The following is a 25,540-nucleotide window of genomic DNA, read 5'->3' as shown; positions in this document are numbered from 1 at the left end:
GGGAGAGCAAATGGCTGACATTCAAGGCATTATGGAAAATTTTAAGCGCGGTGTCGCGGAGATCATCGGCGAAGAGCAGATTGAAGCACTGATTAGGCGCTATTACGACAGCGGCGAGGTCTTTTATGTCAAAATCGGCATGGATCCCACTGCTGCGGATCTGCACCTAGGACACGCCGTCGTGCTAAATAAGCTTGCATTTTTACAAAACCACGGCGCGATCGTGCAATTTCTAATCGGTGATTTTACCGCTCAAATCGGAGATCCTACGGGCAAGAGCGAGACTCGCAAAAAACTAGCGCGCGAAGTTGTGCTTCAAAACGCCAAAACCTACGAGCAGCAGGTCTTTAAAATTTTAAATCCCGCTAAAACCAAAGTGATGTTTAACTCCGAATGGACCAACCGCCTGGGTGCTAGCGGTATGATCGAGCTATCAAGCACTTTCAATGTTGCCAGGATGCTCGAGCGCGACGACTTCGAGAAGCGCTACAAGGCAGAGCAGCCGATCAGCATCAGCGAGTTTATGTATCCGCTACTGCAGGGATACGACAGCGTTTGCATGAAATGCGATATAGAATTTGGCGGTACCGATCAGAAATTTAATCTTTTAATGGGTCGCCAGCTGCAAAGAATTTATGATGTCGGCAAAGAACAAAGCGTCGTGATGATGCCGCTTTTGGTAGGTACCGACGGCACGAATAAAATGAGTAAAAGCCTTGGTAACTACATCGGCGTAACCGATACGCCTCATGATATGTACGGCAAGGTGATGAGTATCAGCGATGCGTTAATGTGGGATTGGTATAATCTGCTAAGCCAAAAGAGCAGCGAAGATATCGAGCTAATAAAAGGCTTCGTGGCGGATGGCTCGATCCATCCTAAGGCGGTTAAGGAGGAGCTTGCCTCCGAGATCGTCACGCAATTTTATGACGAAAATACCGCCTTTGAGGCCAAGCAGGAATTTGACCGCGTCCACGGTGCTGGCGAGCTTCCTAGCGAGATTAAGGAATACCACGTAAGCTCGCCTGCATGGATCGTAAAGGCGCTAATTAGCTGCAAGCTTGCCGTCTCTAGCTCGGATGCGCGCAGGCTGATAAAATCAAACGCCGTCAGTATCGATCAAAATAAAATTTTAGATGAGCAGCTTCAGCTTAGCTCGGGCGAATACACGCTTCAAGTAGGGAAGAAAAAATTCGCTAAATTAAAGGTGGATTAATGAGTATAAAAATAGGCAAACACGAGATTGCGCACCCGATAATTCAAGGCGGCATGGGACTTGGTATCAGCTGGGACAAGCTAGCCGGCAATGTCAGCCTAAACGGCTGTCTAGGCGTCATTAGCTCGGTCGGCACAGGCTACTACGAAAATCTTAAATTTGCCAAAAAATCGCTCGAGGGCAGACCCTATCAAAGCGAGAATTTTTATAGCAAAGAGGCGCTTTTTGCCATCGTACAAAACGCCCGTAAAATTTGCGGCAATGCGCCTTTGGGGATGAACGTAATGTGCGCGGCGAACGACTACGAACGCATCGTGCGCGACACGTGTGAGGCAGGCATCGACATCATCATTAGCGGCGCGGGACTTCCTACCAATCTGCCGGAATTTACGGCAGATTTCCCGAACGTCGCGCTCGTACCCATCGTCTCCTCCGCCAAGGCTCTTAAGATCATCGCCAAACGCTGGAAGCAGCGCTATAACCGCATTCCGGATGCCGTAGTGCTGGAGGGTCCTCTTAGCGGCGGACATCAGGGCTTTACCTACGAGCAGTGCGGCGATCCCGCGTTTGCGCTGGATAATCTAATCCCGCAAGTAAAATCGGAAATTACGCAATGGGGCAGCTTCCCGCTATTTGTCGCAGGCGGAATTTGGGATAAAACCGACATCGATCGCGTAAAAGCCCTAGGCGCCGACGGCGTGCAGATGGGTACGCGCTTCATCGGCACCTTTGAATGCGACGCTGCGGAGGAATTTAAGCAGGTACTTCTTAATGCCAAAAAAGAGGACATACGGCTTCTAAAATCGCCCGTAGGCTATCCCGCGCGCGGCATTCATACCAATCTGCAAGATATGATCGCCGCAGGCACGGCGCCTAAGATCCGCTGTATCAGCAACTGCGTAAGCCCATGCGAGCGCGGCAAAGGCGCTAATGCCGTAGGATACTGCATCGCCGACCGCCTAAGCGACGCGTATCTGGGTAAAACGCAAAGCGGTCTGTTTTTTACCGGTGCGAACGGATGGCGATTAAACGAGATAATATCCGTGAAGGAATTGATAGAAAAACTTGTAAATGGCGAAGATAGTTAAAATTTTTCTAATCGCGGCTTTTAGCTGCGTATTGGCGTTTGGAGCTTCCAGCGAGGCGTTTTTTGCGAAATTCGATAAGGATTTCATCGTAGCGACGCCGAATTACAAGCGCTCGCTGCACAAGGAGCTAAAATCGCTCTACCAAGACGCGTCCGATAAAGAGGTCCGCATCAAAGCGCTAAAGAGGCTAGTTTATAGCTCGAAAAATTTAGGGCTTGACTCCTCGCCTTATGAATCTGCGCTAGCCAAATTACAAGGCAAAGTAAGCGATAGCAGCACGAATTCTAAAAAACTCAAAGATGAAAACGCAAAAAATTCCAAAAGCTCGGACAATAAAAACGCTTCAAATTTAGCGCATAGCCCCAAAGCCTCCGCCTCTAAAAATTCTAAGAATTCAAAAAATTTCACTTCCAAAAATCTCAAAAAGACGCGCGCGCCAGAAGAAGCCGATCTAAGCTCGCTATCTAGCGAGGATTTGGAGTTTTTACGCTCCACTAGGCCCCGCGGCGCAGACGAGGTCGTAGACACACAAGAGGACGATAGCAGCGAGGACGCAATCGCGCAAAACGATGATGAGGAGGCTACGGATCAAAGCAACGAGCTTAGAAAAAGCAGCGTCAAAAAAGCGGACAAAAACGCCCAGCTTACGCTAAATTCTCTGCGCGGTGATGGGGATGAGATCGTGCTTGAGTTTAACCGCGATCTAAAGCGCGGCGATTATAAAGATTTTACGATCGCAAGTAGCGATAATTTTCGCTTCGTGATTGATTTTAGCGCGCGGCAAAAGTCACAAAAAACGCGGCTTAAAAATAGCTTCGTTAGCGATGTACGCGTCTCGCAATACAACGACAGGACCGTGCGCATCGTACTTAGCGACCCGAAAGAATTTAACGCAAACGTTGAAATTAGCGGCAATATGATGATTTTAAGTACGGCTGAAGGCTTAAAAGCTGCAAAATCCGCGCGCGCAGAAAAAAACAAGGATCAAAAATCAGGGCGCAAGCGCGGACGAGAGAAAGATAGCGAGCCGCAAATCAGCACGATAGATGATGCGCAAGGTGCCAAAACCGCGTCCGTAGCCGCCGGTAAAATTTACAAATCCACTAAGGGCAAGCTCATCGTAATCGACCCCGGTCACGGCGGCAGCGATTCTGGCGCGGTCGGAAACGGGCAAAAGGAAAAAAATGTCGTGCTAGCCACGTCCAAAAAGCTCGGTGCGCTGCTTACCAAGCGCGGATACAAGGTGCTTTATACGCGCAGCACTGACGTTTTTATAAATCTACGATCGCGCACCGCTTTCGCCGCTAAAAAAAACGCCGATATGTTTATCTCGATCCACGCAAATGCTGCTCCTAACGCTAGCTCAGCACTTAAAATGAGCGGCGTGGAAACCTTTTTCTTAAGCCCGGCTAGAAGCGAGCGCAGCAAAAACGCCGCCGCGCTCGAAAACAAGGGCGATTTGGAGGATATGAATACCTTCTCGAAGCAGACCTTTTTAAATTTCTTAAATCGCGAGAAGATAATATCCTCAAACAAGCTTGCCATCGATATTCAAAGCTATATGCTAAGCTCGGTCAAAAAGAGCTTCTCAAGCAGAGACGGAGGCGTACGCGAGGCGCCATTTTGGGTGTTGGTGGGCGCTACGATGCCCGCGGTGCTCGTGGAGATGGGCTACATCACGCACCCGCAGGAGGGTAAAAATTTAGGCAAAAACGCCTATCAAGATCGCATTGCCCAAGGCATCGCAAACGGCGTGGACGCGTACTTTCAGAAAAACAAGTGACGGAATTTTATGCGCTGCGCATTTTGCGAGCGAGATGAAATTTTATTTCGGCGCCGAGATTTGATCCGCAGATATAGTTTAGCGGGCACGATGGATCTTGCGGATAAACAGAGCGCGAAGGCGGTAAATTTAAAATTTAAAGCCCGCCGCGCTAAATTTAAAGCAAAACGTGCGGCGCTTGCATGCAAAATTCGCTCGCGTGCCAAATATTTACTGCGAGCGGGTAAATTTTTTGCGGAGTGGTCTTGCGGCGCCACGAGTTAGGGATATATACGGCTTAGACGCGGAATTTTTAGCGCAGCTGGCGGTAAAAATTTAAAGCACGGACTTGGCTCCACTTGCTCAGCAGAGTGCGGCTGGCGGTAAAATTTACCGACAGAATCGCATTTAAGTCGCGCAAAAATAGCGATTTTGTCGCACTAATGCGAGTCGTGTTTCAAACCGCGTCCGCACAATTAGGATTGCGCTTTAAGTTATGAGCGTGTATATTGCGCCAGTCGCGCTTAAAACAGCACGGTCGCGCCCTAAAATTTCGCGCTATGTCCGCAGGACGCGCAATATTTGCGTAATGCTGCGAACACGATAGATGCAACGCACCGATGCCTGCGCTCTATGTGCATTAAAGGTGCGGCTGAATCGTAAATTTAAAGATAAAATTTAAAAGGTCTGAAATGAAAAAAATCGTATTTTTGATCCTGCTTTTCGCAGCCGTTGCGCTCACACTCTACGTCACTTCGCGCGTCAATCCAAATCTTTTCGCCGAAATCAAAATCCTAGGCGCGCTGCTAAACGCCACGATCTTTGGCGTCGCGCTCATCGCCTTAGCGATCGGCGAAAAAGACGTAGTGCGCTTTCCATTTCTTACCGCATCGCTACTGGCGCTGTTTTCGGGGCTGGTAGAGGGCGTGCTGCTCTTCGAAAACCGCTACTACATCGCGATCACGGCGGTGGTGTTCGTCGCCTTCGTCTTTTATCTGCAGATCAGGCACAAAAGATTTTCAAATAAAGCTTATAAAAATTCTGCGGACGAAGGCTCTAAAAACTCAGATGAGAGCGCAAATTTAAAAGACGCGGATTTCGGCGGCGTAAAAGAGACGCGGGAGCCGCAAAGCAAAGACGCTGCGGCGGATGAAATTTTAAACTTTAAAAGCGGTGGCGAAATTTCAAATTCTCAAAGCAAGGATGAAATTTTAAACTCTAGTGGCGACCTTGGTGAAAATTTCGCGAGCGGCGCCGATGAAACTTCTACGCATCGCGCCGATGAAAATTCCGACGAAAATTTTAAAATTTCAAACGGCGGGGCGGGCGAAGGCGGCGAGAGTAAAAATTCCGCGCAAAATTTCAATCAAGGCGGTGAAAATTCCGCGCCCGACGCAAGGCGCGATAGATGATCAGATCCGCGCTGATCGCGCTTGCGGTGATATTTTTGTTGCTTTTAAATTTAGCCAATCTTTTCGGCATGGTAGGCATAAGCGGGCCGGTGCCTGCGATGATCTGGTTTGCGATCAGCTTCTGCGGGGTCTTTTATCTATACAAATTTTGCGGCGCAAAGCCAGTCGCGGCGCGGATCGGGATCTTTGCCGTAGCCTTCGCGGGCGGATTTTTCACGAGCGTTTTGTACTACGGATTTTTTAATTCGCAAACTTTGGAATTTGCCTTTACATACGCCTTTTTCGCGGTGGTCTTTACGCTCGGCATCGGCGTGATTTTATAGCGAGCTTTAAAATTTAGCCCGCTGCTTCAAATTTCGCCGCCGAAGCTCAAAATAAACTCGCGCGATTTTGTAGAATTTCAAAATTTATCCGCGCGAGCGCCAAATTTACATCCTGATCTTGTAGGTTTTGTAGTTATCTTTCATCCTAAACGTCAGCAAATTTTGTAAAATTCCAAAGAGGATCATAAAGGTGATGAAGCTGCTGCCGCCGTAGCTGAAAAACGGCAGCGGCACGCCCACCACGGGCGCGAAGCCCACCACCATCGAGATATTGACGCCCGCGTAAATGAAGATGAGCGAGGCAAGCGCGCTCGTAAAGACCCGTATCAGATAATCGTTTTTGAAGTTGTAGTTTAGGCTCAGCAGATGCAGTATCAGCAGCGCATACAGCGCGATCAGCGCGGCAGCTCCCACGAAGCCGAAGCGCTCGATCGTATAAGCGAAGATAAAATCGCTCGTCGCAATCGGTAGAAATTTAAAGTGCGTCTGCGTCGCTTCATCCTTATCCTTGCCGTAGATGCCGCCGTTTCCGATAGCGATGATCGCCTGCTTAACCTGGTAATTGGGCTCCTCGCTGATGAAATCGGCGATGCGCTTTTTTTGATAATCGTGCATGTTTTCGTACAAAATCGGCGAGCTGGCCACAAAAACGATGATCAGCGTAAGCCAAATTTTTTTATCGACGCCGATGATGAAAAGGATCGCAAATCCCGTCAAAAAAAGTATCGCGGCAGTGCCCAGATCGGGCTCTTTCGCGATCAGAACAAAAGGTAGAAGTATGTAAAAACTAAGGCGCAAAAAATCCTTCAGCCCGTAGCCGTTTTTAGGCGGCGGGTTTTTGTGTATCAGATACATCAGCATCAGGATAAACGCCGGCTTCATCACCTCGCTGGGCTGCAGCGTAAAATGCACGAAAGGAATCTCTAGCCAGCGTCTCGCTCCTAGCTTGCTAACGCCGAAAAAATCGACGCTGAGCAGCAATATGATGTTGATCCAATAAAATATCGGTATGAGATATAAAAATTTGCGTATCGGAAAGAGAAAAAACAGCGTAAAAACGGCAAATCCTACGCCGAAATAAACCACCTGCTTCGAGGACAGCACGTCATTTGCCTCGCTTATTAAAACGTATGAAAAAACCACTATCGGCACGATCAAAAAAGGTTGAATGAAATCAAAATATGCTAAAATCTTTTTGTCAATTTTAAACAACGCTTAATCCTAATTAAAATTTTGACGTAAGAATAGCCAAAAAAGGTATAAATTTGGATAATCTAATAGCACAATGTAGCGAAAGGCTCGATGTTTTTTTAAGCTCGCAGCTTGGAATTTCGCGCAATCAAATATCAAGCTTAATCAAATCCGCAGCGGTCAGAGTGGACGACGCGGTGCAAACTAAGCCCGGCTACAAGCTATCTGCAGGCGAGCTCGTGCACATCGACTACCCCGCGCCTGCGCCGCAGCAAACGAGCGCAGAGCGGCTAAACTTCAACGTTGAAATTTTATACGAGGATGATGATCTGCTAGTGGTAAATAAGCCCGCAGGCCTTACCGTCCACCCTGCCGCAAGCGTCAAAGAGCCCACGCTCGTGGACTGGCTCAAGTCTCGCGGCTATCTGCTTTCCACGCTCGGCGGCGAGCTTCGCGCGGGCATCGTGCACCGCCTGGATAAACTCACCAGCGGCGCCCTGCTCGTCGCCAAAAACAACGCCGCGCACGCCGCGCTCTCGGCGCAGCTAAGCGATAAAAGCATGGGGCGGATATACCTCGCGCTCATCGACCTGCCGCTGAAAGAACCCTGCGTGATCGAGCGCCCGATCGCTCGCAACCCCGCAAACCGTCTAAAAATGGGGATCGTGCCCGACGGACGCAGCGCAAAGAGCGCGTTTTATGAAATTCTAAGCGGAGCGGAACTAACGGAACTTCAAAATTCCGCCGAGAGGTGCGATGAAATTTTAAGTACGAGCGCGGGCGATAGTACAGCTGCGGGCACGGATAAAATTTCAGCCGCCGATAAAATTTCAGACACGACTACAGGCGCTGGTAAAATTTCGGTCGTATCCACAGGCAAGGATAAAATTTTAAGCGCTAGCAGTGGTGCAGATACGGGTAAAATTTTAGCGACCGACGCAAGCACGAGCAAGAACGCGGGCATGGATGAAATTTTAAACGACTACGCAGGTGCGGATAACGCGGATGAAATTTCAAATAATTGCATGCGGAGCGCGGATAAAATTTCAATCCAAAGCGCAGATAAAATTCCAAGCAGCCGCGCGGATAGCGTAGATAAAATTTTAACCGCCAAAATGAGCGCGGATCAAACCCAGACCGCCCGTCTCGCCGAGAATAAATTTTTAAATTTTAAAAATCCCGATCAAAACCAAATTCTGCCGCCGATAAGCCTAAAGAGCTTTAATCTCGTCGCGGCAAAGCTCTTCACGGGTCGCACGCATCAGATCCGCGTGCATTTAAGCTCGATAAATCGGCACATTTTGGGCGATCATTTATACGGATTTAAGAGCGAAAACGCTAAAATTAGCAGGATTTTGCTCCATGCCTATTTGCTCTATTTCATCCATCCGCGAAGCGGCAAAGAGGTGAAAATTTGCGCGGGCTTGCCGAGCGAATTTCTAAATTTTACGACAAATCAAAAGGTAAAGGATGAAATTTATGAAAAAATTTTACCAACTAACGTTGAGCGCTACTTTAGCGATACTAGCGGCTGGCTGCGCTACGTCTAGCGCGCCTAGCGCAAGCGACGAGAGCCTTCCGCGCGTAGAGGGCATTAGGACGATCACGAGCGACGATGAGATCGGGCTTGAGTGGCCTAGATACGACTCAAATACCGCCGTATTGGGCTTTATCGTTTATCGCGCGCCTGCAAGCGGCGGCGAAGCCAAAAAGATCGCCACCATCACAGATCCATACTCCACTCACTACGTAGATACGAGGCTGCAGCCGGGCACTTCGTATAAATACACCGTGCGCACATACGGCGCCAAGGGCGTTTCGGCTCCTTCTCCGGTCGCTATCGCAAGTACCGCGAAAATGCTAGAGTCCGTGCCGTTTGCGCAGGCGATCTACGGACTTCCGGGCCGCGTTAAGATCATCTGGCGCCCGCATCCAGATCTTCGCGTAAGCTCCTATCTAATCGAGCGCCGTCCTAAGGGAGGCGAGTCGTGGAGCACAATTAAAGAGGTTCGCGGCAGACTTAGCGCTGAGTATATCGACAATATCGATTATGGCGAAGGATATGAATACCGTATTACCGTCAAAACCGAAAACGGAGAGCTGTCCAAGCCTAGTGCAGTCATTGCCGCAGCGCAGGCAGAATAAAGTTTGCCAAATTTCATAACCCAAAGTGTGAGCCTGCCGCCGCTGCCAATTAAGCTCGGCGAGACCGAATTTTTAGAAACGGCGCGCGGCAGAAATTTAACGCTCGTGCGAACTAAGAGCTTTGATAGCGAGTTTTTTATCATCGTTAAGCCCGGCGGCGGTAAAGTGATAGTAAAGGGCGAAAAGATCACCAAGCCCGCCAAGATCGGCCATCTGCAGCGAGCGCTCGAAATTTTTAAAGAGCGCTTCTGCGGGCAGATCATCTCGCAGGCATTTGCTTACAAAGGCAGCTCGCTTACCGAAAAAACGCCGCTGATTTTGGACGAGAATGAAATTTTATCCCTCGTAAAAAGCTCTAAATTTAATAAAATTTTTATCGAGATCGGCTTCGGCTCAGGCAGACATCTGCTTCATCAGGCGCGCTCAAATCAAGACGCACTACTAATCGGTATCGAAATTTACAAGCCCGCGATCGAACAGGTCGCAAAACTAGCGATCCGCGAGGGGCTGCAAAACATTGCGTTGATTGCCACCGACGCGCGGGTTTTGCTGAGCCTGCTTCCCGCGGGCTGCCTGCAGCGCGTATTTTTGCACTTCCCCGTGCCGTGGGACGACGCGCCGCACCGCCGCGTCATAAGCGACGAGTTCGCCTCGCAGATCGCACGCACGCTCGGGCGCAACGGCCGCTTCGAGCTTCGCACCGACAGCGAGGAGTACTTCCTCTACGCGATGCAAAAGCTCTCGCCCTACGTGCAGCACAAAGCGGGCGAAATTTCGCACTTCAAAAACCGCGACGCCGCCGTAGCGAGCAAATACGAGGATAGATGGCGCAAAATGGATAAGGACATCTACGATCTGATCTATGAGAACAAAACCGCGAGCCAGGGCGAGCCGCAGCGGTTTGAGATGGAATTTTTAAAATTTGACGCGGCGGCAATCGCGCGAAATTTTAAAAATTTTACCTTCAAAGGCGAGGATTTTTTCGTGCATTTTGAGGAAATTTTTTACTTTGACGCGCAGAAAAGCTTGGACGCGGAGGGGGCTTGCACGGCGGGCGGTGGCGTAAATTTTGATGCAGGCAGTGGCTCAAATTTTACCTCAAAAACGAACTCAAATCCTTGCGCAAACCTAGATGGCGGTTTTATCTCGTACGAAGCAGGCGCCGACGGCATGTCCGAAGCTATAAATTTAGACGCGGCGCGCGACGGAAATTTAACCGAGCGCGCGAGCATGGATGAAATTTCGGCAGACTGCGGCAAAATTTCAGCTACGACAGCGGGCGATAAAATTTTAGCTTGCGAGAACGCTACGCAAATTCTAAAAAAAGCAAGCGCCCCGCTGAATACAAACAGTGCTAATGAAGCGGACGCAAAAGACGGCGTAAATTTAAACGAGGATCGCTTGAATGTAAGCTGCTTAAATTTAACAGACGGCGGCGTAGTGAGTGCGAGAAATACGACAAGCATAGGCGCCGCAACGAGCGCTAAATTTAGCCGCCCCGCCCCGAGCGAAAAGCGCGCTTTAGCCTGCGAGCAGATAGCAACAAGCAGCGCGCTAAATGCTAGCGGCACGGAGGGTGCGCTTGCAGCTATCGATGCGACAGGCGCAAGTACTGCATCCGCAACGATCGGTACAATAGATACTAGCAACGCGCCGAATGCGAGCGGCTCATTCACGGCAACCCGTGCAGCGGAAGCAAGCGCCGCATCAAATGTGATCCGCGCAAACCAAGCAAACGTTACGAAAATTCCAAAAAAAGCAAGCGTCTTACTTTGCAAAAATGAGCCGCAAGCCGAACTAAAAAACGAGCTAAACCACGCTGTCGAACAGCAAGCTGAATTGCAAAACAAGTCAAACTCTATCAAGTCGCAAGTCGGTCGCCGAAGCGAGCCAAGCCATGACGAGTTGCAAGCCGAACACCAAGGCAAATTAAATCGTGCCGAGCAGCAAGATAAACAGCAAAGCAAGCCGTGCACTGCCGAGCAGCAAAACGAACGGCAAAGCAAGCCGTGCGCCGCAGAACCGCAAGACGTGCTAATCCTGCTTTCGCTCGGGGCGTTCGACTTTCCGCAGCAGTGTTTCATCCGCGCAAACGCAAGCGGCACGAGCTACTTCATCCGCCGCCCGCTTCCTACGCGCGAAAACCACGCGGCACATCAAAAAATTTCGGAGATATTTTCACAATGGCAGAGATAACGGACGATTACAACATCATCACCGCAGCGGGCCTCACGCTAGGCTACGAAAAGGCGGGCACGGTCATCCAAGACGCGAGTTTCGGCATCGGCGCGAAGGACTTCGTCATCATTACGGGCAAGAGCGGCAGCGGCAAATCTACGCTGCTTAAGTCCTTCTACGGCGGCATCGACATCATCGGCGGCGAGCTGAACGTCTGCCTGTGCGATCTAAAGGGCATCACAAACTCAGATCTGCGCACCCTGCGCCAGCGTATCGGCATTATCTTTCAAAACTACCGCCTGATCAACGAATGGACGATCGAGCGCAACATAATGCTTCCGTTAATGATAATGGGCTACAATCAGCAGGTCTGCCAAGACCAAGCCAAAAAGCTACTGCGCCACGTCGAGCTCGGGCATAAGATGGGTAAGTATCCGCTCGAGCTTAGCGGCGGCGAGCAGCAGCGCGTGGCTTTGGCGCGTGCGATGGCGCATAATCCGCGGCTGCTGCTGTGCGACGAGCCTACGGGAAATTTGGACGACTACTCCAGCGCCATTATTTGGAATTTGCTGCGCTCGGCGTGCGAGTCGTGGAACGCCTGCGTCGTTATCGTGACGCATAAAATGCCCTCTACTCTTCGTTTTAGGCACCGACATTTTGAGATTAAGGACGCTAAAGTAAATGAAATCGATTAAAACCCATTTCGGCGTGATCTTTTCGCTCGTCGCGCTACTTTTTTCGGTGCAGTTTGGAATTTTTATGAGTAACCTAACCAAAAGCTACGAGCGCTCGATCCAAAACGAATACAACATCGTGCTAGTCTCCAAAACCTCGCTCAACTTGCAAGACGCGCAAAAAGCGGTGCCTAAGATCAGCTCGATTAGCGAAATTTCGACCGCTGGCATCACTGAGCGGCTAAAGGGTAAAATTTCACAAAACGCCTTTGCCGAGCTTAGTAAAAATTTGCCTAAATTTTATAGCGTCAAGCTCGAAAGCTTCCCCGACGCCGCGCAGCTTGCCAAGATCGAGCAGGATCTAAAATCCATAGGCTCGCTCACGCGGGTTGAAATTTTTAAAAAGACTCACGATGAAATTTTTAAAATTTTACTGCTTATAAAAAGTCTCGTTTACGGCTTTGCGTTTCTGATCGTGCTTTTAGGCGTGATGTTAATTCACCGCCAGATGCGTATCTGGGTTTACGAACACAAAGAGCGCATCGAGATCATGGAGCTTTTCGGCGCGTCGTTTCTGATAAAAAGCGGCAAACTCTACCGAATGGCGATAATAGACTCCTTCATCGCTACGCTGATCGTGACCTGCTTCTACATTGCGCTTCCGGGTTGGGAGGTGTTTTCGACCACGCTTAAGGGCATCGGCGATCTGCGCACCGCCATAGTGCTACCTTACGATGCGCTAATCCTTTTGAGTGCCGCCTTGGCGCTATCTATCATCGCAGTTAGCTTTGTGATGCTGCAAATCGGAAATAAACGAGCATGAAAAGGGCTTTTTTAGCGCCGCTTCTTGCGCTAGGGCTTGCCGCGGCTCTTACTTATGCCGCGCCCGCAAAGGGTCAAAGCACGAAAGACAAGATCGCCAAAGCTGGGCAAGAGCTTAAAAGCTCGCAAAAGGAGGGGATGCAGCTCTCGCAAAAGATCGACGAGATTGCAGGTCAAATTGTAAAGGAGCAGGAGGGCTTTAAAAAGCGCGAGGGCGAGATCAAACAGCTAAGCGAAACGATCGAAGGCCTAAAGGATCAATACGCCGCCGAAGCACAGGAGCTTGAAAAGCTCAATAGTCAAAACGCCACGCTTCTTAGCGTGCAAAGCGAACTGGAGAGCAAGATCATAAGCGTGATCTCGCAAGAGTTATCGTTTGATCTCATCACCGACGTAAATTCCACCACCACTCCCGATTCCATCGTAGCTAGCGAAATTTTAGAGGGGCTCGGCGTCGTTATGAACGACGAGCTGAAAGGGCTAATCAAAGACTACGAAAATAATCAAAATTTTATCAATGAGCAAAACAAAAAGATCAAATCGATCCAAGCGAGCATGGCGGGCTACGATAAGAAAAAAACCGATCTCAACGCCAAGCAAACCACCCAAAAAGAGAAGCTCGCGCAGATGAAAAAGGACAAAGAGGACTACATCGCGAAGCTGGAGAAGATAAACGACGAGCAAGACGCCATATCTAAGACCCTGCAGGAGCTTAAGATCATCGACGACGCCGAGGAAAAAGCCAAAGCGCAGAAGGAGGAAGCGGCACGCCAAGCAAAGCTTGAAGCGCAGAAGCAAAAGGAGCGCCAGGCGCGCGAAAAAGAGTACGCCAAAGCAAAAGCGGCGGCAAAAAAGGCGGGCAAACCCGAGCCTGCGCCGCCTCTTGAGCCCGAGCCCGAAGTGAGCGAGCCAGCGGATGAGCGCGTAAGTAAGATCAACCAAAAGGTCAAGCAGTACGGCTCGAGCTATCAGTCCTCGCGCGTTAAAAAATACAGCGGAGCTAAAACCGCAGCGCCTCTGAACGGCGCGTATTTGAAGCGAAAATTCGGCAATTACAACGATCCCGTGTATAACATCAAGCTTTTCAACGAAAATATCGTGCTGGGCTCAAACAGCGGCGACACGCAGGTTAAAGCGGTGCTACCGGGCAAGGTAGTCTTTGCTAAAGAAACCGCCGTGCTCGATAAGGTCGTGATCCTAGAGCACAGCGGCGGCGTCCACACGATCTACGCACATCTAAATCAGATCCCGCCTACCGTGCGCGTCGGCTCCAACGTCAAAAAGGGCTACATTATCGGGCGCATCGGCTCGGATCTGACCTTTGAGGTAACGCAGCAGAACTACCACATCAACCCGCTCGATCTCATAAGTCTGAGGTGAAGCCGTGGGCGATGAAAATTCTAAATTTAGCGGATCTTGCGAGGACGCCGAAAGTTTAAATTTAAGCGGACAGAATTCAGGCTGCGATTTAAATTTAGATGAGCAAAATTCTTTAAAAGAGCAGAATTTCGCCGCTTCAAATTTGAACGATGAAGGCTCCGCTGCTGCGACAAGAAATTCTAACGGCGAGAATTCAACCTCGGCGTTAAATTTGAATGACGTAAATTCCAAAGTGACGTTAAATTTGAATAATCAAAATTTAAGCAGTCAAAATTTTACCGCTACAAGCGATGTTGCCGCGTCAAATTTAGATAGCGAGAATTCCTCCACGGGCGCTGCCACTGCATTAAATTTTAAAAATAAAAATTCTACGGCGACGGACGCCGTAGCGGCATCAAAAACGGCGGACGCTGCGGAAATAGAGGCTGCTATGAGCGCCGTAGAAGCAAAAATGACAAAAACAGTGCAAACGATATTGAGATTACAAGGGTAGCGGAGGAAATAATGACAACAGAAATAGCGGCAGCAAAAGAAGCAGAAGCGGTGAGGCCGCAGATCCAAGAGCTCACCAATTTTCTTAGCGAATACACCGCCAAGATGCTTAGTATCGGCACTTACACCGCGCGTATAGAGCACTGCGTGCGCAGGATAGCGGACGCTTACGACTATGAGGCTAGCCTGATGATCTTTGTGCGCCACTTCATCATCAGCGTGATGGATCCTGCGGACAACTCTATCCGCCGCACCTACGTCAAAACGGGCGCTGCGGCGCAGATCAGCTTCGATCTGATCTCGGAGCTAAGCGCGCTTAGCTGGGAAATTTACGACGAAAAAATCCCCCTTGCGCGCGCTAAGGCTGCATTTGCCGAAATTTTGGCCTCGCAGAAGAAAAGCTTTGCCAAGACTCTCGTTCTGCTCAGCGTCGCAAACGCCGCATTCTGCGAGCTTTTTGGCGGCGACGGCGGTGCGATGGCGCTCGTTTTTGCAGCTACGGCTTTTGGAATTTGCGCCCGCTATCTGCTTAGCAAGCTTAAAATCAACCTAAAAATCCAATACATCGCAGTTTCGTTCGCAGTCTCCTTCATCGTCTCGCTAGGGGCTCGCTACGGGCTTAGCGCCACACCCGACGTCGCCGTGGGATCGAGCATACTCTTTTTGATCCCCGGCGTCTGGCTGATCAACTCGGTATTTGACATCCTAAACGAAAATATGCTCGTAGGCATCAGCAGAGGGCTAAACACGGGGCTTTTGATCATCTGCATCGCAATCGGGCTCTTTCTGACGCTTAGTATCTCAAATTTGGGGCTTGTAAATGTTTGATATAGCGCTTTTGGTATTTAAGGACGCCTGCTTTGCCGCTGCGGCGGGGCTCGGGTTTGCGTATGCGTGCATGCCGCCTAAAAAGACGCTCGCCTTCTCGGCGCTGCTTGCGGCGGTTGCGCATTCGTGCAGGTTTTTGCTGATACAGAGCCAAATTTTTTCGATCGCCGCCGCGACGCTTTTTGCGTCGTTTCTGATCGGTGTTTTGGGGATGCTTTGCGCCAAGCGCCTCAAGGTGCCCGCAGAGATTATCGCCTTTCCTGCGCTGCTTCCGATGATACCTGGCATCTACGCCTACAAGGCGGTTTTGGCGCTGTTTTCTTATATCAAAGCCGCGGGCGCGCAGCAGAAGCTCGCCCACCTCATCTCGTTTTTCGATAACGCCCTTGCCACGATCTCGATCTCACTGGCGCTCGGCACGGGCGTCTCGATAACGCTGCTAATTTTCTACGAGCAATCCTTGATGATCACTCGCGGCGCAAGAGGCAAATAACGCTAAATATGGGATTTTAAGCAGTCATGGCGGGTAAATTTAAATTTTATCATCTTCGCTAGCGAGGTAAAATTTTATAAATTTACCGCTCTTGCCGCGAAGGTAAAATTTAGTTATATCCTTCATTTATCGCTCATTATTCGATATTTGTTTTATTGTTTTCTCTTTTTTATCGTAGTAATATCCCATATAACTTAAAAGTGTATTTCTGCAGCCCAATATACATTTGTTGCATAATTATAAGAAAGATAAATGCTATAATTAGAATGTATTAAAATACTACAAATTTCTTAGAAAGGACTTGAAATGGCTTTAACAGAAGAAGAGATGAAAATGTGGCAGGGCGTGAGCGATCATTTAACGCGAATGGAAAACGACGCTGAATATCGCAAGAAAATAGAAAAGCAACTTTATCGCGGTGCTCCAAAAAAGAGTATTGAAAGAATACGACAAGCAGGTATAAGAAATAGCCAATCAAAGTTAGTAGGCGCAATAAAAAAGATTGATTTCAGCTCTAATGCCGAATTGATAAAAATTCAAGACGAAGCGATTGTCCTTGCTAAAAATTCTTTAAAAAATTTTTTAAAAGAATATAATGAGCACCCTAATACCACGGGTGGTCGTTATATTTGTTCCGATACATTCAAAGAACTTTTTCCTTGCTTTGAAGCAAAAGAAAATAGGGCTCTAGTAAATGACGCGATACATAATTCCTCCGCTGTTTTGGCGGCGACGCAGTTTGAAGAGGTTCTGAAGCGCGATGAACCTAATAAAACCAAAGCAATTTTCATCACCGGAATTCCTGGAGCCGGAAAAACAACCTCGGTTAAAAATTTTATGAGCGATGATAAAGTTAAACTTATTTTTGAAGGGCAGTTGGCAAACCCGGCGCCGACTATCCCAAAAATAGAGCAATGCTTGCAAAAGAGATTAGACGTTACAATTGCTGCGGTGCATATAGAGCCCGAAAAAGCTTTAGACAATACTTTTAAGCGCTTTAACGAATATGGGCGCGGCGGAAGTATTGAAGTTATGTCTAGCATCCAAGGCAACTTGCCGAGCGGTTTAAAAAAGCTAAAAGAGCATTTCGGGGATAAAATTAATATTATCGCCATTGATAGAAATAGCGATAAGAATAAAATTTTAACCGACGAAAAAGAGATCTACAAACTAATCAGTATCGGCTCAAAAGAAGAAATTTTTAAACGTTTAAAAACGAAATTAGACCAAGATTTCCAAAAAGGCAGAATCGACAAAGCTTGTTTTGCTCAGGCGAACGAAACGAAGCTAAATAAAATCATGTCTACCCAAATCGATAAAGCCGAGATCGCAAAATTTAAAAGTAAGCTATAGTAAAATGCACGAGCAATATAGCCTTAAGACTTAATCTACGATAATTTTAGTATGCCTCAAATATCGTTAAATCAGGGCTTTTCTTGATCCGCTTCGGAAAATTTCATCTCAATGATTCGTAGATATTTGGCTCTCTTGCGCCGCTCGTCGCACCTCTATCGCCAAAGTAAAATTTAGCTGAGCTTTTCTGACTTAAACGCCCTTTTTGCCGTCATATAAAAGCCGCTAAAGATAAAAAGCGCCATACAAAGCGAAACGAGCGACCATAAAATTTTACCCGCGAGCCCGAAAAAATAGCCCGTGTGAAGCTGATAGTTCGCGTCTTTAAACTCGCCCACGGTGATACCGTCCGTCTGCTTCTGCTCCGCGACCTTTCCCTCCTTTAGCTTCACGCTCGCGCCTTTTGGACGGGCGGTAGCGGGCGCGTCGGGCTCATAATACCTGACACCGATCTTATCTCCGGCTGCGAGCATTAGGGTAAATTCTTTATACTCTATGCCACTTGATCTGAATATCTCATAAGCCCTCTGCGCGTCGCTAAATTTATACATAGCGGGCTTTTTGCCCTCCTCTTTAGCAGGTGCGGCGGCGTGATCTTTAGAAGCGGCGGCGGCTTTAGGCGCGCTAGCTTGCGGTAAATTTTGCGAACTTACGAAAAGCTTCATCACGGCATCGTTATACCAGCTATACGACCAGTTAAGCCCGGTTAAGCAGATAAGCAGGTAAATCACTGCACTTAGCGAGCCTAGGCTCGTGTGTAGGTTATAAAAAAGAGCGTATTTTTTGAGTTTAAAATTTGGCTTTATAGCTTCGATAAATTTGCGCCTAAGCCTTGGGAAATGCAGCCAGACGCCGCTTATTACGAGCAGTATCATCGCCACGACACTCGCGCCTACGATCTGTTTACCGACCTCGCCTGCAGTTTTGTTGCCGCTTAGCGCTAAACCCAAATTTCGGTGCAGAGACATCACCGTTAGCACAAAGCCCGTGCCGCGATCCTTGCCGATGATCTGCGCGGTGTACGGATCGACTAGATACGCATCATTTCTATTTGCGTAAACGACGAAGGCTTCGTCATCGCTTTTTGGCACGACGAGCCTTACGGGCTGCTTAGCGCCCGTTTGCTCGCTAAAGCTTTGCAGAATTTTTTCCACGCTTTGCATTTCGCCCGTTTTTTCGATCTTTTTAGAGCCCGCGTTTATTAGCGCCTCAAACTCGTGCTGATACGATAAAATCGCGCCCGTAACGCCAATGATAAGCAGCGGGATAGAAAAAACGATCGACAAAATAAGATGGACGTTAAACAAAATTTTATTGCGCTTCAAAAGCGAGCTCATTGTAGATCCTTGCGAGATAAATTTAATCTTTATTTGATTGAGGCTCGCAATTATATTGCGCGATTTTAAATATTTAGATAATTATCATTAAGATTTAGGCTGCGAAATTTTAGGCGCGTTATGGCATCGCAAGAGCGCCTAGGCACCTCGCGCAACGTAATAAACCGCGCGCTTTAGGTTCTCAAAGCCAAAAATTTAATCCGCCTTTCGCGCGGTAAGATCACGCTAGCGAGATAAAATTCTAATCGCGATTTATAAAAAGCGCGCTCAAAATCTCGTAAATTTAGAAATTTTGCGCTAAAATTGCCAAAGTCGCGAGCTTGCGTAATCCAAAAAAACAAGGTCATTATTATGTCGCAAAGTATAGCCGAGTTTGCTTCGATAATCCTTTATGTTACGATAGGCTTTTGCCTTCTTGTTTCATTGCTTGATAAAAACAGATCATTCAAAACCGTAGATCACGGAACTCTGTTTATCTCCACCGATCCGCTCTTAAAAATGCAGATGTTTATAATGTGCTTAAGCCTTGGCGTAATCACCCTATCCAGCTCGAATGCAGCAAAACACAACGGTAATCCGATACCCTGCTTTTACACTCACGATAAAATTTGCTCGCAGGAATACAAAGCGGCAGGCATAAATTTAAGATGCTTCGAAGAAGGCGATCCCAGATGTGTGGATGGATATCTGCAAATAAGCGAGCCTAGACTAATACTCGGCAAAATCATATCTGTCTGCGCCATAATTTTTTCATTTATCGTGCTAATTCAAAAAGGAATCAGAATAGATAAAAGCGGCATCTGCAAAGAATGGGAGGTTCTGCCGTTTAGGCATACGGAAAAGATATACTTTGATGAGATGAACTACGCCACATGGTTTATAAGAGGCGTAAAAATAATCAGCATACGAGGCAAAATTAGCGGCGTTAAATTCGGGGCGGGATATTTGTATGCACAAAAGGATATAGATTTTTTGCAAAATTTTATATCAGAAAAGCTCGCTGAAATTTCAAAAGCTAAAGCAGCCGAGCAAAATGCTTGAGCTTAATTTAACGCTAAAAATATCTAAATTTAAGGCGGCGGCATGATATTTTTATATTTGATATTCGGCATAAATCTTTTACTGTTTGGGCTTGCTATTTTAAAAAGCATGGTTTTTAAAAGCAAAGCCTCTTATAAAACCGTGCAAAAGGGCGCCTGGCTCATACCTCCTAGCCCCATAGCAAAAACTATGCTTATCGTGCTATTTTTATCCTGGGGTTCGTTGGTGGCGTTTGATGAGCCTTGGATAAAAACAACAAGAGGCGGAGGTAAAGTTGCATGCTTTGATACAAACGACCCTTTATGCGTAGGCGGGCATATGCAAAGAGGCGGCGGCGAGACCACACTCGTGATCGTGATGGGTCTTGCAATGATGCTAATTGCCATACTGCCGTTATCTGAAAGGGGCGTCATCATAGACAGCCGCAGTATAAGGAGAGAATGGGAATGTTTGCCGTTTAAATTTAGCACAAAGATCGATATAGAAAATGCCCTTATGGAAAAAGGGATGAAGGGCGAGATGCCAATTTTGATAGTAGAAGACGGGCAAAGCGGAAAAAATTTCACGCTCTCGTTCCCATACGCACAGCAAGATATAAAATTTATCGAAGCAGAGATAAGAAAGAGGCGCTATAAGATGACGAAATCAAAAGAGGCGAAGGCTCCCCTCAAATCCGCGCTCAAAAAAACCATAAGCTTAAAAGGCGCGAATGAGCGCACAAACATAGAAATTCTAAAAAAAGACAAAGAGGGCGCGGGCGATTAAATTTTAAATTTAGCCACGCGCGAGTAGCAGCCGTAAAATGTACGCGTAGCGAAGCGGCGCAATGATCGCGCGAACAAGTGCGCGTAAGCCCAAGAAGGCGAACCGGGCGCTAGCCTAAAAAGACGAACCGAAAGCTTAAAACGAGCCAGTACTTAAAATTTAACTCGCGATTTTAAAAACCAAAATTCCAAACCTCTCCGTCAAAATCGTCAAAATTTAGCCTATTTTTTACCTAAAATTTCGTAAAATTACCACTTTAAATTTTCAAAAAGGACACTGATGAATAAAAGTTTGGAATTCAGAGCCGACATCGGAATGCTCTTCGTGGCGATCGCTTTTGGGCTCGGGTATCTGCCCACCTCGCAGGCGCTTGCGAGCAACAACGTCTTCGTGCTACTATTTTGGCGCTTTTTCGCCGCGAGCATCATCGCAGGCGCGATATTTTTCCCGAAGCTCAAGGCCATAACTTCGCGCGAGATCAAGCACGGCGCGGTGCTTAGCCTGTTTTTATTCGCGGGCTTTACGTCGCAGACTTTCGCCTTTAAATTTGCGCAAAGCTCCTCCGTAGCCTTCATCATCGGTCTAAACGTCGCGCTCGTACCCTTCATCGCCGCGGCGCTGTTTAGGCATAAAATTTACTCCTACGCCTACGCGGGCATCGCGCTTGCGATCGTTGGGCTCTATCTCATCGGCGATACGCAGTTAGGCCTGGGCAAGGGCGAAGCGCTGGCGCTAGTCTGCGCCTGCGCGTATTCGTTTCACATCGTGCTGACCAACCGCTTCGTGCAAAGCTGCGACGTAGCGGGCATCGCCTACATGCAGATCCTCTTCTTAAGCGTGCTTTGTTGCTTTGCGACGATCTTTTTTGAAAGAGTCAGCATCGTGCCGGTGATGGATCGAAGCTTTTTCGTCGCGATGGCGGTGATCTGCCTGCTAGGAACGGTTTTTGGCTTTTTTGCGCAGGCTTTGATGCAAAAATACACGACGCCCGTAAAAACCGCTCTGTTTTTCACGCTCGAGCCCGTAACGGCGGGCATCATGGGCGTATTCGTGGGCGGCGAGAGGCTAAGCGTGATGCAAATTTTAGGCGCGGCGCTCATCCTCGCAGGCGTTTTGATAAGCGAGATCGGAAGCTACCTCAGCGCGAAACGGAGCAGATTCGCAGACGTTTGATTTTGCGGCGTTATAAAATTCCGTGCCGCATAAAATTTACACGCGAAATTCCGTGCCATATAAAATTCTACGCCTTAAAATTTCGCGGTGAAATTCTGCGCCATGCAAAATTCTATGTCACGCCGAACTTTGCGGCGCCGTGCGCAAAGATACGTTAAAATTCCGCAACAAAATTTCGTATTAAAATTTACGTAGCAGGGGCGTGCGGCGAAGCTTTAGCGATAAAATTTCATTGCTTAAGCGATACAATAGTAAAATAATAAAATTTTAACAAAGGAGCCCCTATGAAAAAAATCATCCTTCTTGTTGCCGCGCTTGCGGGCATATTGTTTGCCAAAAGTGTAGAGCTAGAGACGCCGCCCGATCATAAAGACGGCGTAAATCACCTGGAATTGGTGCTGATCTTAGATAAATCAGGCTCGATGAGCGGGTTTGAGAGCGATACGATCGGCGGATTTAACTCGATGATAGAAAAGGAGCGCAAAGAGGGCATCGACGCCAGCGTCACGACCGTGCTTTTCGATACGAAATTTAATGTCATCCACGACCGCACGCCGCTTAAGAAGGTCGAAAACCTAACGTCCAAGGAGTACTACGCCGGCGGCAACACCGCGCTACTTGACGCCGTCGGCAGCACGATAGCGCGTATCGAGCGCGTGCCTGACATCTATGCCAAAAATAATCGCGTGCTTTTCGTCATCATCACCGACGGACAGGAGAACTCGAGCCGCGAATACTCCAAAGCGCAGATCAAAAAGATGATTAGCGACAAGCAGGAAAAATACGACTGGGAGTTTATCTTTTTAGGCGCTAATATCGACGCCGCAAGCGAAGCACGCAGCATCGGTATCAAAAGCGAAAATGCCCTAAAATACGAGAATTCCAAAGAGGGCGTGAGTAAAAATTTCGAAGCGGCAGCCGAGATATCCAAAGACGTAGCGACCGACAATAAAGCAAACTCGAAATGGCGCGACAAGGTGCTTCAGGACAAAAAATAGCAAATCTCGAGGCGAGGCGCGCTAGAAATGAAGTGCCGCTGCGGAAACCAGTAGCGGTGCGAAAATATACGGTGATGTGCAGCGTGCGGCGCAAAACGAGCTTTAGTAAAAAACACTGGCAGCGGTGCAAACGAGATTTATCAAAAAAATACGAGCGGCGGCGCGGAAACAGATAGTGTGCCGGGTCGCTCGCCGAAAAATTTAACGCGAATATGTGTCGCAAGAAAAATAGACGCGCGAGGAATAAAACGGCGTGAAGCGGAGCCGAAAACTCCATGAGCCTAGCGGTAGGGGGTGTGTATTGATTTTCACTCAGCGCATTTTAGAATTTTATTTTGACTTTTTCATGCAGCGCGCGGTATTGCTTTTGCCTGCGCTGCTTTGTGCGGCGCGGAAACGCAAATCTACTCGCTAAATTTAAACGCTTCGCGCAGGCATCCTTAAATTTGATGCGCTAATTTTGCAATTTTGCAAGCGAGGCTAAATTTAATACGCGTAAACAAAATTTTCTAGTCTAAATTCAGACGTTTCGCGAAGGGCACCGATTTACGGCGAGTAAGCCATTATTTCGCAAGCAGCGACAAATTTACGGCACGCAAATTCCATATTTTGCGAGAAGTGCGTAAATTCCATTTTTTGCGAGAAGCGCGTAAATTTCGCCCTTTGTAAGCCGCGCTAAATTTTAAAATTTCGCCGCCGCAAAACGGGCGCAGCTACCAAGCGCGGCTGCATAAAATTTCGTAAATTTAACAAGGAGGAAGCTTATGAAGATATCCGACATCGACACGCCGGCGCTGCTGATTGATCGCGAGATCGTGCTTCGCAACCTGCAAAAGATGCAAAACTACGCGGACGCCGCGGGCGTAAGCCTGCGTCCGCACACCAAAACGCACAAAATGCCCTATTTCGCGAAGCTGCAAAAAAGCCTCGGCGCTGCGGGCATCACGGTCGCCAAAACGGGCGAGGCCGAGATCATGGCGGCAAACGGGCTAAAAGATATATTTATCGCAAACGAAATCGTGGGCGAGCTGAAATTTCAGCGCATCATCGCGCTTTTGCGCGCAGGGATAAACTTAAGCTTAGGCGCAGATAGCATAGAGCAGGCGCGTCTAATAGAGCGCGCCTTTGAGCGCAGCGGCACGAAAGCCTGCGTGCTTGCCAAGATCGAAGTGGGCGAAAACCGCTCGGGCTTCGTGGAAAAGGAGGATTTCGCGGCGTTTATAAAATTTCTAAAAAGCTGCAAAAATATCGAATTCCGCGGCGTATTCTCTCACGACGGCCACTCCTACAAGGCCGCCAATAAAAACGAATGCGAGCGCATCCATCTAGCCGCACAGCGCCGCACGCTGGAGTTTGCGGATATCGCGCGCGAGCTGGCTCTGCCCGCACGCGTCGTTAGCATCGGCTCGACGCCCTCGCTCATAAACGATTTTGAAATTTTAAAGGGCGTCACCGAGATCCGCCCGGGCACATATATCTTTATGGACGCCTCGCAGGCGCAGGCGTACGGCGATTATTCGATGAATGCAGCTAGTATCCTTACGACCGTCATCAGCAGACCTACGGCGGATCGCATCATCACCGACGTCGGCGCCAAGGGGCTCACGCAGCAAAGGCGCACCGAGGGCTTCACCGCCACGCCCGGACTCGGGCGCATAAAGGGCACGGATGTGTGGGTGAGCGGCGTTTACGACGAGCATGCGATCATCTACCACAGAGCGCTGCGAGACGCCGTGCGCGTAGGCGATCGGCTCGAAATTTATCCAAACCACATCTGCCCCGTCGTAAATTTACACGAGTTCGCCTACCTCGTTAGCGGCGGCGAGGTCGTAGAAAAGATCCCTGTGCTATGCAGAGGCAAGCTGCAATGAGCGGGCAAGCTCAAAGGTGCGGCGAGGTAAAATTTAGCTTCGATAGATCGCGGCTAAATTTAAGGCGCGAATTTATCGCCGCTCACGCTGTGGCGCAAAGCGCGCCGAATTTGACGACGAAATTTAACGAAAGGCGAAAATGAGACTTTGGACGATAAGCTTTAAATATCTCGATGCAAAGGGGCTAGTCGCACTTTGGCGCGAGGCTCTGCTAGCTAAAAACGTTCTGGCGGGGCTAACTAAAGGCTACAAAAATCACCCGCAGCTTGACCGCTTTTACGCGCACGAAAACGCGCTAGAGGCGATAAACGGGTATCTGGCGGAGGTTTACGCGCAGGCGTGCGCTCGCGGCTATAAATTTGACGCGGCAAAAGTGGGCGAATTTGACGAGCGAAATTTAGCCAAAATAGCCGTCACTCGCGGGCAGATAGAGTATGAATTCGCATTTTTGCAAGAGAAGTTAAAATCACGCGACATCAAGGCTTACGAGCGAAATTTAAGCGTAAAAAATATAGAAATCGCAGGCGTTTTTGAGGAGGTTGCAGGCGGGATTGAGCCGTGGGAGAGGGTTAAAATTTAGCTCTGTTTCGCGCAGGATTTTTGGCTTGCCTAAGCAAATTTGATCAATAAAAACGCCAAAATATGTTACGTCGATTTTCTCATAAATTTGACGTAAAAATCTCAAATTTACGATTAGTGGCGATTTGCCAAAAAAGGCAAGCAATTTTATCCGCTTTGGCGAGAAATTATGGGCAATCCGTCAAATTTTAAAAGGCAAACCTAACGTCAAATTCGCCTCTGTTTTTAAAAATCAAAGCCGATCCGCAAAATCCCGCGCTTAAAATTTACCCGCAAGCGAGCAAATTCAGCTAAATTTTGCAAATCGGTAACTCTACTCCGCTCTCGTCTGAGTACCTACGAATGCTAAGCTTAAATCGCGACTAGGCCGGTGAGCTAAGCTTAAACCCCAAGGCGGGCGTGCAAAAAAAAATGGAGGC

The 25,540-nt window shown here is 48.4% G+C and carries 24 protein-coding genes and 2 pseudogenes; 24 read left to right on the top strand and 2 right to left on the bottom strand.

All coding sequences use genetic code 11. The features are described from left to right. The first annotated feature begins 10 nt into the window (after window positions 1-10). From tyrS to QZ367_RS00690, 6 genes are all read left to right on the top strand, one after another. Window positions 11-1,216 (top strand): tyrosine--tRNA ligase, encoded by a 1,206-nt coding sequence (gene tyrS, locus QZ367_RS00715; protein WP_177389336.1) that lies wholly within the window; start codon window positions 11-13, stop codon window positions 1,214-1,216. After that, window positions 1,216-2,304, top strand: coding sequence for a nitronate monooxygenase (locus tag QZ367_RS00710; RefSeq protein ID WP_291935944.1), 1,089 nt, complete (start codon window positions 1,216-1,218; stop codon window positions 2,302-2,304). Before tyrS ends, QZ367_RS00710 begins: the two co-directional genes overlap by 1 nt. Continuing rightward, window positions 2,288-4,087, top strand: coding sequence for an N-acetylmuramoyl-L-alanine amidase (locus tag QZ367_RS00705; RefSeq protein ID WP_291935941.1), 1,800 nt, complete (start codon window positions 2,288-2,290; stop codon window positions 4,085-4,087). Before QZ367_RS00710 ends, QZ367_RS00705 begins: the two co-directional genes overlap by 17 nt. A gap of 9 nt (window positions 4,088-4,096) precedes the next feature. Next, a complete protein-coding gene (locus tag QZ367_RS00700) occupies window positions 4,097-4,351 on the top strand; it encodes a hypothetical protein (protein WP_291935938.1) in 255 nt (84 codons plus the stop codon). Between the two features lie 407 nt (window positions 4,352-4,758). Beyond that, a complete protein-coding gene (locus QZ367_RS00695; RefSeq protein WP_291935935.1) occupies window positions 4,759-5,478 on the top strand; it encodes a hypothetical protein in 720 nt (239 codons plus the stop codon). After that, entirely contained in the window at window positions 5,475-5,801 is a 327-nt protein-coding gene (locus QZ367_RS00690) for a hypothetical protein (RefSeq protein ID WP_291935933.1), read from the top strand. Before QZ367_RS00695 ends, QZ367_RS00690 begins: the two co-directional genes overlap by 4 nt. 105 nt (window positions 5,802-5,906) lie before the next feature. On the opposite strand, the gene QZ367_RS00685 is transcribed toward QZ367_RS00690, so the two are convergent. Continuing rightward, window positions 5,907-7,013 (bottom strand): FtsW/RodA/SpoVE family cell cycle protein, encoded by a 1,107-nt coding sequence (locus QZ367_RS00685; RefSeq protein WP_291935930.1) that lies wholly within the window; start codon window positions 7,011-7,013, stop codon window positions 5,907-5,909. 32 nt (window positions 7,014-7,045) lie between these two features. Here QZ367_RS00685 and QZ367_RS10360 point away from each other — a divergent pair. The 11 genes and pseudogenes from QZ367_RS10360 to QZ367_RS00635 form a co-directional block, all read left to right on the top strand. After that, a pseudogene (locus tag QZ367_RS10360) lies at window positions 7,046-7,699 on the top strand (pseudouridine synthase); the annotation flags it as partial. Between the two features lie 516 nt (window positions 7,700-8,215). After that, window positions 8,216-8,542, top strand: a pseudogene (locus QZ367_RS10355) (RluA family pseudouridine synthase); the annotation flags it as partial. After that, window positions 8,472-9,137 (top strand): fibronectin type III domain-containing protein, encoded by a 666-nt coding sequence (locus tag QZ367_RS00675; RefSeq protein ID WP_291935927.1) that lies wholly within the window; start codon window positions 8,472-8,474, stop codon window positions 9,135-9,137. The pseudogene QZ367_RS10355 and the gene QZ367_RS00675, both read left to right, overlap by 71 nt. Before the next feature lie 3 nt (window positions 9,138-9,140). Then, window positions 9,141-11,333, top strand: coding sequence for a tRNA (guanosine(46)-N7)-methyltransferase TrmB (gene trmB / locus QZ367_RS00670; protein ID WP_291935924.1), 2,193 nt, complete (start codon window positions 9,141-9,143; stop codon window positions 11,331-11,333). Beyond that, on the top strand, window positions 11,321-12,010 hold the full coding sequence (locus QZ367_RS00665) for a cell division ATP-binding protein FtsE (RefSeq protein ID WP_291935921.1): 690 nt from the start codon (window positions 11,321-11,323) through the stop codon (window positions 12,008-12,010). The genes trmB and QZ367_RS00665 overlap by 13 nt, the downstream gene beginning before the upstream one ends. Then, window positions 11,997-12,812, top strand: a complete 816-nt coding sequence (locus tag QZ367_RS00660) for a hypothetical protein (RefSeq protein WP_291935918.1) — start codon at window positions 11,997-11,999, stop codon at window positions 12,810-12,812. The genes QZ367_RS00665 and QZ367_RS00660 overlap by 14 nt, the downstream gene beginning before the upstream one ends. After that, complete coding sequence (locus tag QZ367_RS00655; RefSeq protein ID WP_291935915.1) at window positions 12,809-14,191, top strand: peptidoglycan DD-metalloendopeptidase family protein; 1,383 nt, start codon at window positions 12,809-12,811, stop codon at window positions 14,189-14,191. The genes QZ367_RS00660 and QZ367_RS00655 overlap by 4 nt, the downstream gene beginning before the upstream one ends. Window positions 14,192-14,195: 4 nt before the next feature. Further along, entirely contained in the window at window positions 14,196-14,684 is a 489-nt protein-coding gene (locus QZ367_RS00650; RefSeq protein WP_291935912.1) for a hypothetical protein, read from the top strand. 11 nt (window positions 14,685-14,695) lie between these two features. Beyond that, complete coding sequence (locus QZ367_RS00645) at window positions 14,696-15,511, top strand: threonine/serine exporter family protein (protein ID WP_291935909.1); 816 nt, start codon at window positions 14,696-14,698, stop codon at window positions 15,509-15,511. A 1-nt stretch (window position 15,512) separates the two neighbouring features. Then, the gene (locus tag QZ367_RS00640; RefSeq protein WP_291938104.1) at window positions 15,513-16,004 is read left to right on the top strand and encodes a threonine/serine exporter family protein; all 492 of its coding nucleotides are present in this window, start codon (window positions 15,513-15,515) and stop codon (window positions 16,002-16,004) included. A 306-nt stretch (window positions 16,005-16,310) separates the two neighbouring features. After that, the gene (locus QZ367_RS00635; RefSeq protein WP_291935905.1) at window positions 16,311-17,357 is read left to right on the top strand and encodes a hypothetical protein; all 1,047 of its coding nucleotides are present in this window, start codon (window positions 16,311-16,313) and stop codon (window positions 17,355-17,357) included. A gap of 173 nt (window positions 17,358-17,530) precedes the next feature. On the opposite strand, the gene QZ367_RS00630 is transcribed toward QZ367_RS00635, so the two are convergent. Beyond that, window positions 17,531-18,694 (bottom strand): PepSY domain-containing protein, encoded by a 1,164-nt coding sequence (locus QZ367_RS00630; RefSeq protein WP_291935902.1) that lies wholly within the window; start codon window positions 18,692-18,694, stop codon window positions 17,531-17,533. Window positions 18,695-19,045: 351 nt separating this feature from the next. Between QZ367_RS00630 and QZ367_RS00625 the strand changes: the two genes are divergently transcribed. The 7 genes from QZ367_RS00625 to QZ367_RS00595 all read left to right on the top strand — a co-directional run bounded on the left by QZ367_RS00625 (window position 19,046) and on the right by QZ367_RS00595 (window position 25,122). Further along, window positions 19,046-19,735, top strand: a complete 690-nt coding sequence (locus QZ367_RS00625; protein ID WP_291935900.1) for a hypothetical protein — start codon at window positions 19,046-19,048, stop codon at window positions 19,733-19,735. A 42-nt stretch (window positions 19,736-19,777) separates the two neighbouring features. Next, window positions 19,778-20,500, top strand: coding sequence for a hypothetical protein (locus QZ367_RS00620; protein ID WP_291935897.1), 723 nt, complete (start codon window positions 19,778-19,780; stop codon window positions 20,498-20,500). Between the two features lie 279 nt (window positions 20,501-20,779). Next, window positions 20,780-21,673: a DMT family transporter gene (locus tag QZ367_RS00615; protein ID WP_291935895.1), complete on the top strand. Its 894-nt coding sequence runs from the start codon at window positions 20,780-20,782 to the stop codon at window positions 21,671-21,673. 284 nt (window positions 21,674-21,957) lie between these two features. Further along, window positions 21,958-22,671 carry a vWA domain-containing protein gene (locus tag QZ367_RS00610; RefSeq protein WP_291935893.1) on the top strand — a complete coding sequence of 238 codons (714 nt, stop codon included), beginning with the start codon at window positions 21,958-21,960 and terminating at the stop codon, window positions 22,669-22,671. A gap of 764 nt (window positions 22,672-23,435) precedes the next feature. Further along, window positions 23,436-24,542 (top strand): alanine racemase, encoded by a 1,107-nt coding sequence (locus QZ367_RS00605; RefSeq protein WP_291935890.1) that lies wholly within the window; start codon window positions 23,436-23,438, stop codon window positions 24,540-24,542. Continuing rightward, window positions 24,539-24,685 carry a hypothetical protein gene (locus QZ367_RS00600; protein WP_291935888.1) on the top strand — a complete coding sequence of 49 codons (147 nt, stop codon included), beginning with the start codon at window positions 24,539-24,541 and terminating at the stop codon, window positions 24,683-24,685. Before QZ367_RS00605 ends, QZ367_RS00600 begins: the two co-directional genes overlap by 4 nt. Further along, complete coding sequence (locus QZ367_RS00595; protein WP_291935885.1) at window positions 24,682-25,122, top strand: pyrimidine dimer DNA glycosylase/endonuclease V; 441 nt, start codon at window positions 24,682-24,684, stop codon at window positions 25,120-25,122. The genes QZ367_RS00600 and QZ367_RS00595 overlap by 4 nt, the downstream gene beginning before the upstream one ends. The last annotated feature ends 418 nt before the right edge of the window (window positions 25,123-25,540 follow it).

The organism is Campylobacter sp., from assembly GCF_019423325.1.
Classification (GTDB): domain Bacteria; phylum Campylobacterota; class Campylobacteria; order Campylobacterales; family Campylobacteraceae; genus Campylobacter_B.
The sequence above is the reverse complement of the archived record's forward strand: the minus strand, read 5'-3'. Positions and strand labels throughout refer to the sequence as shown.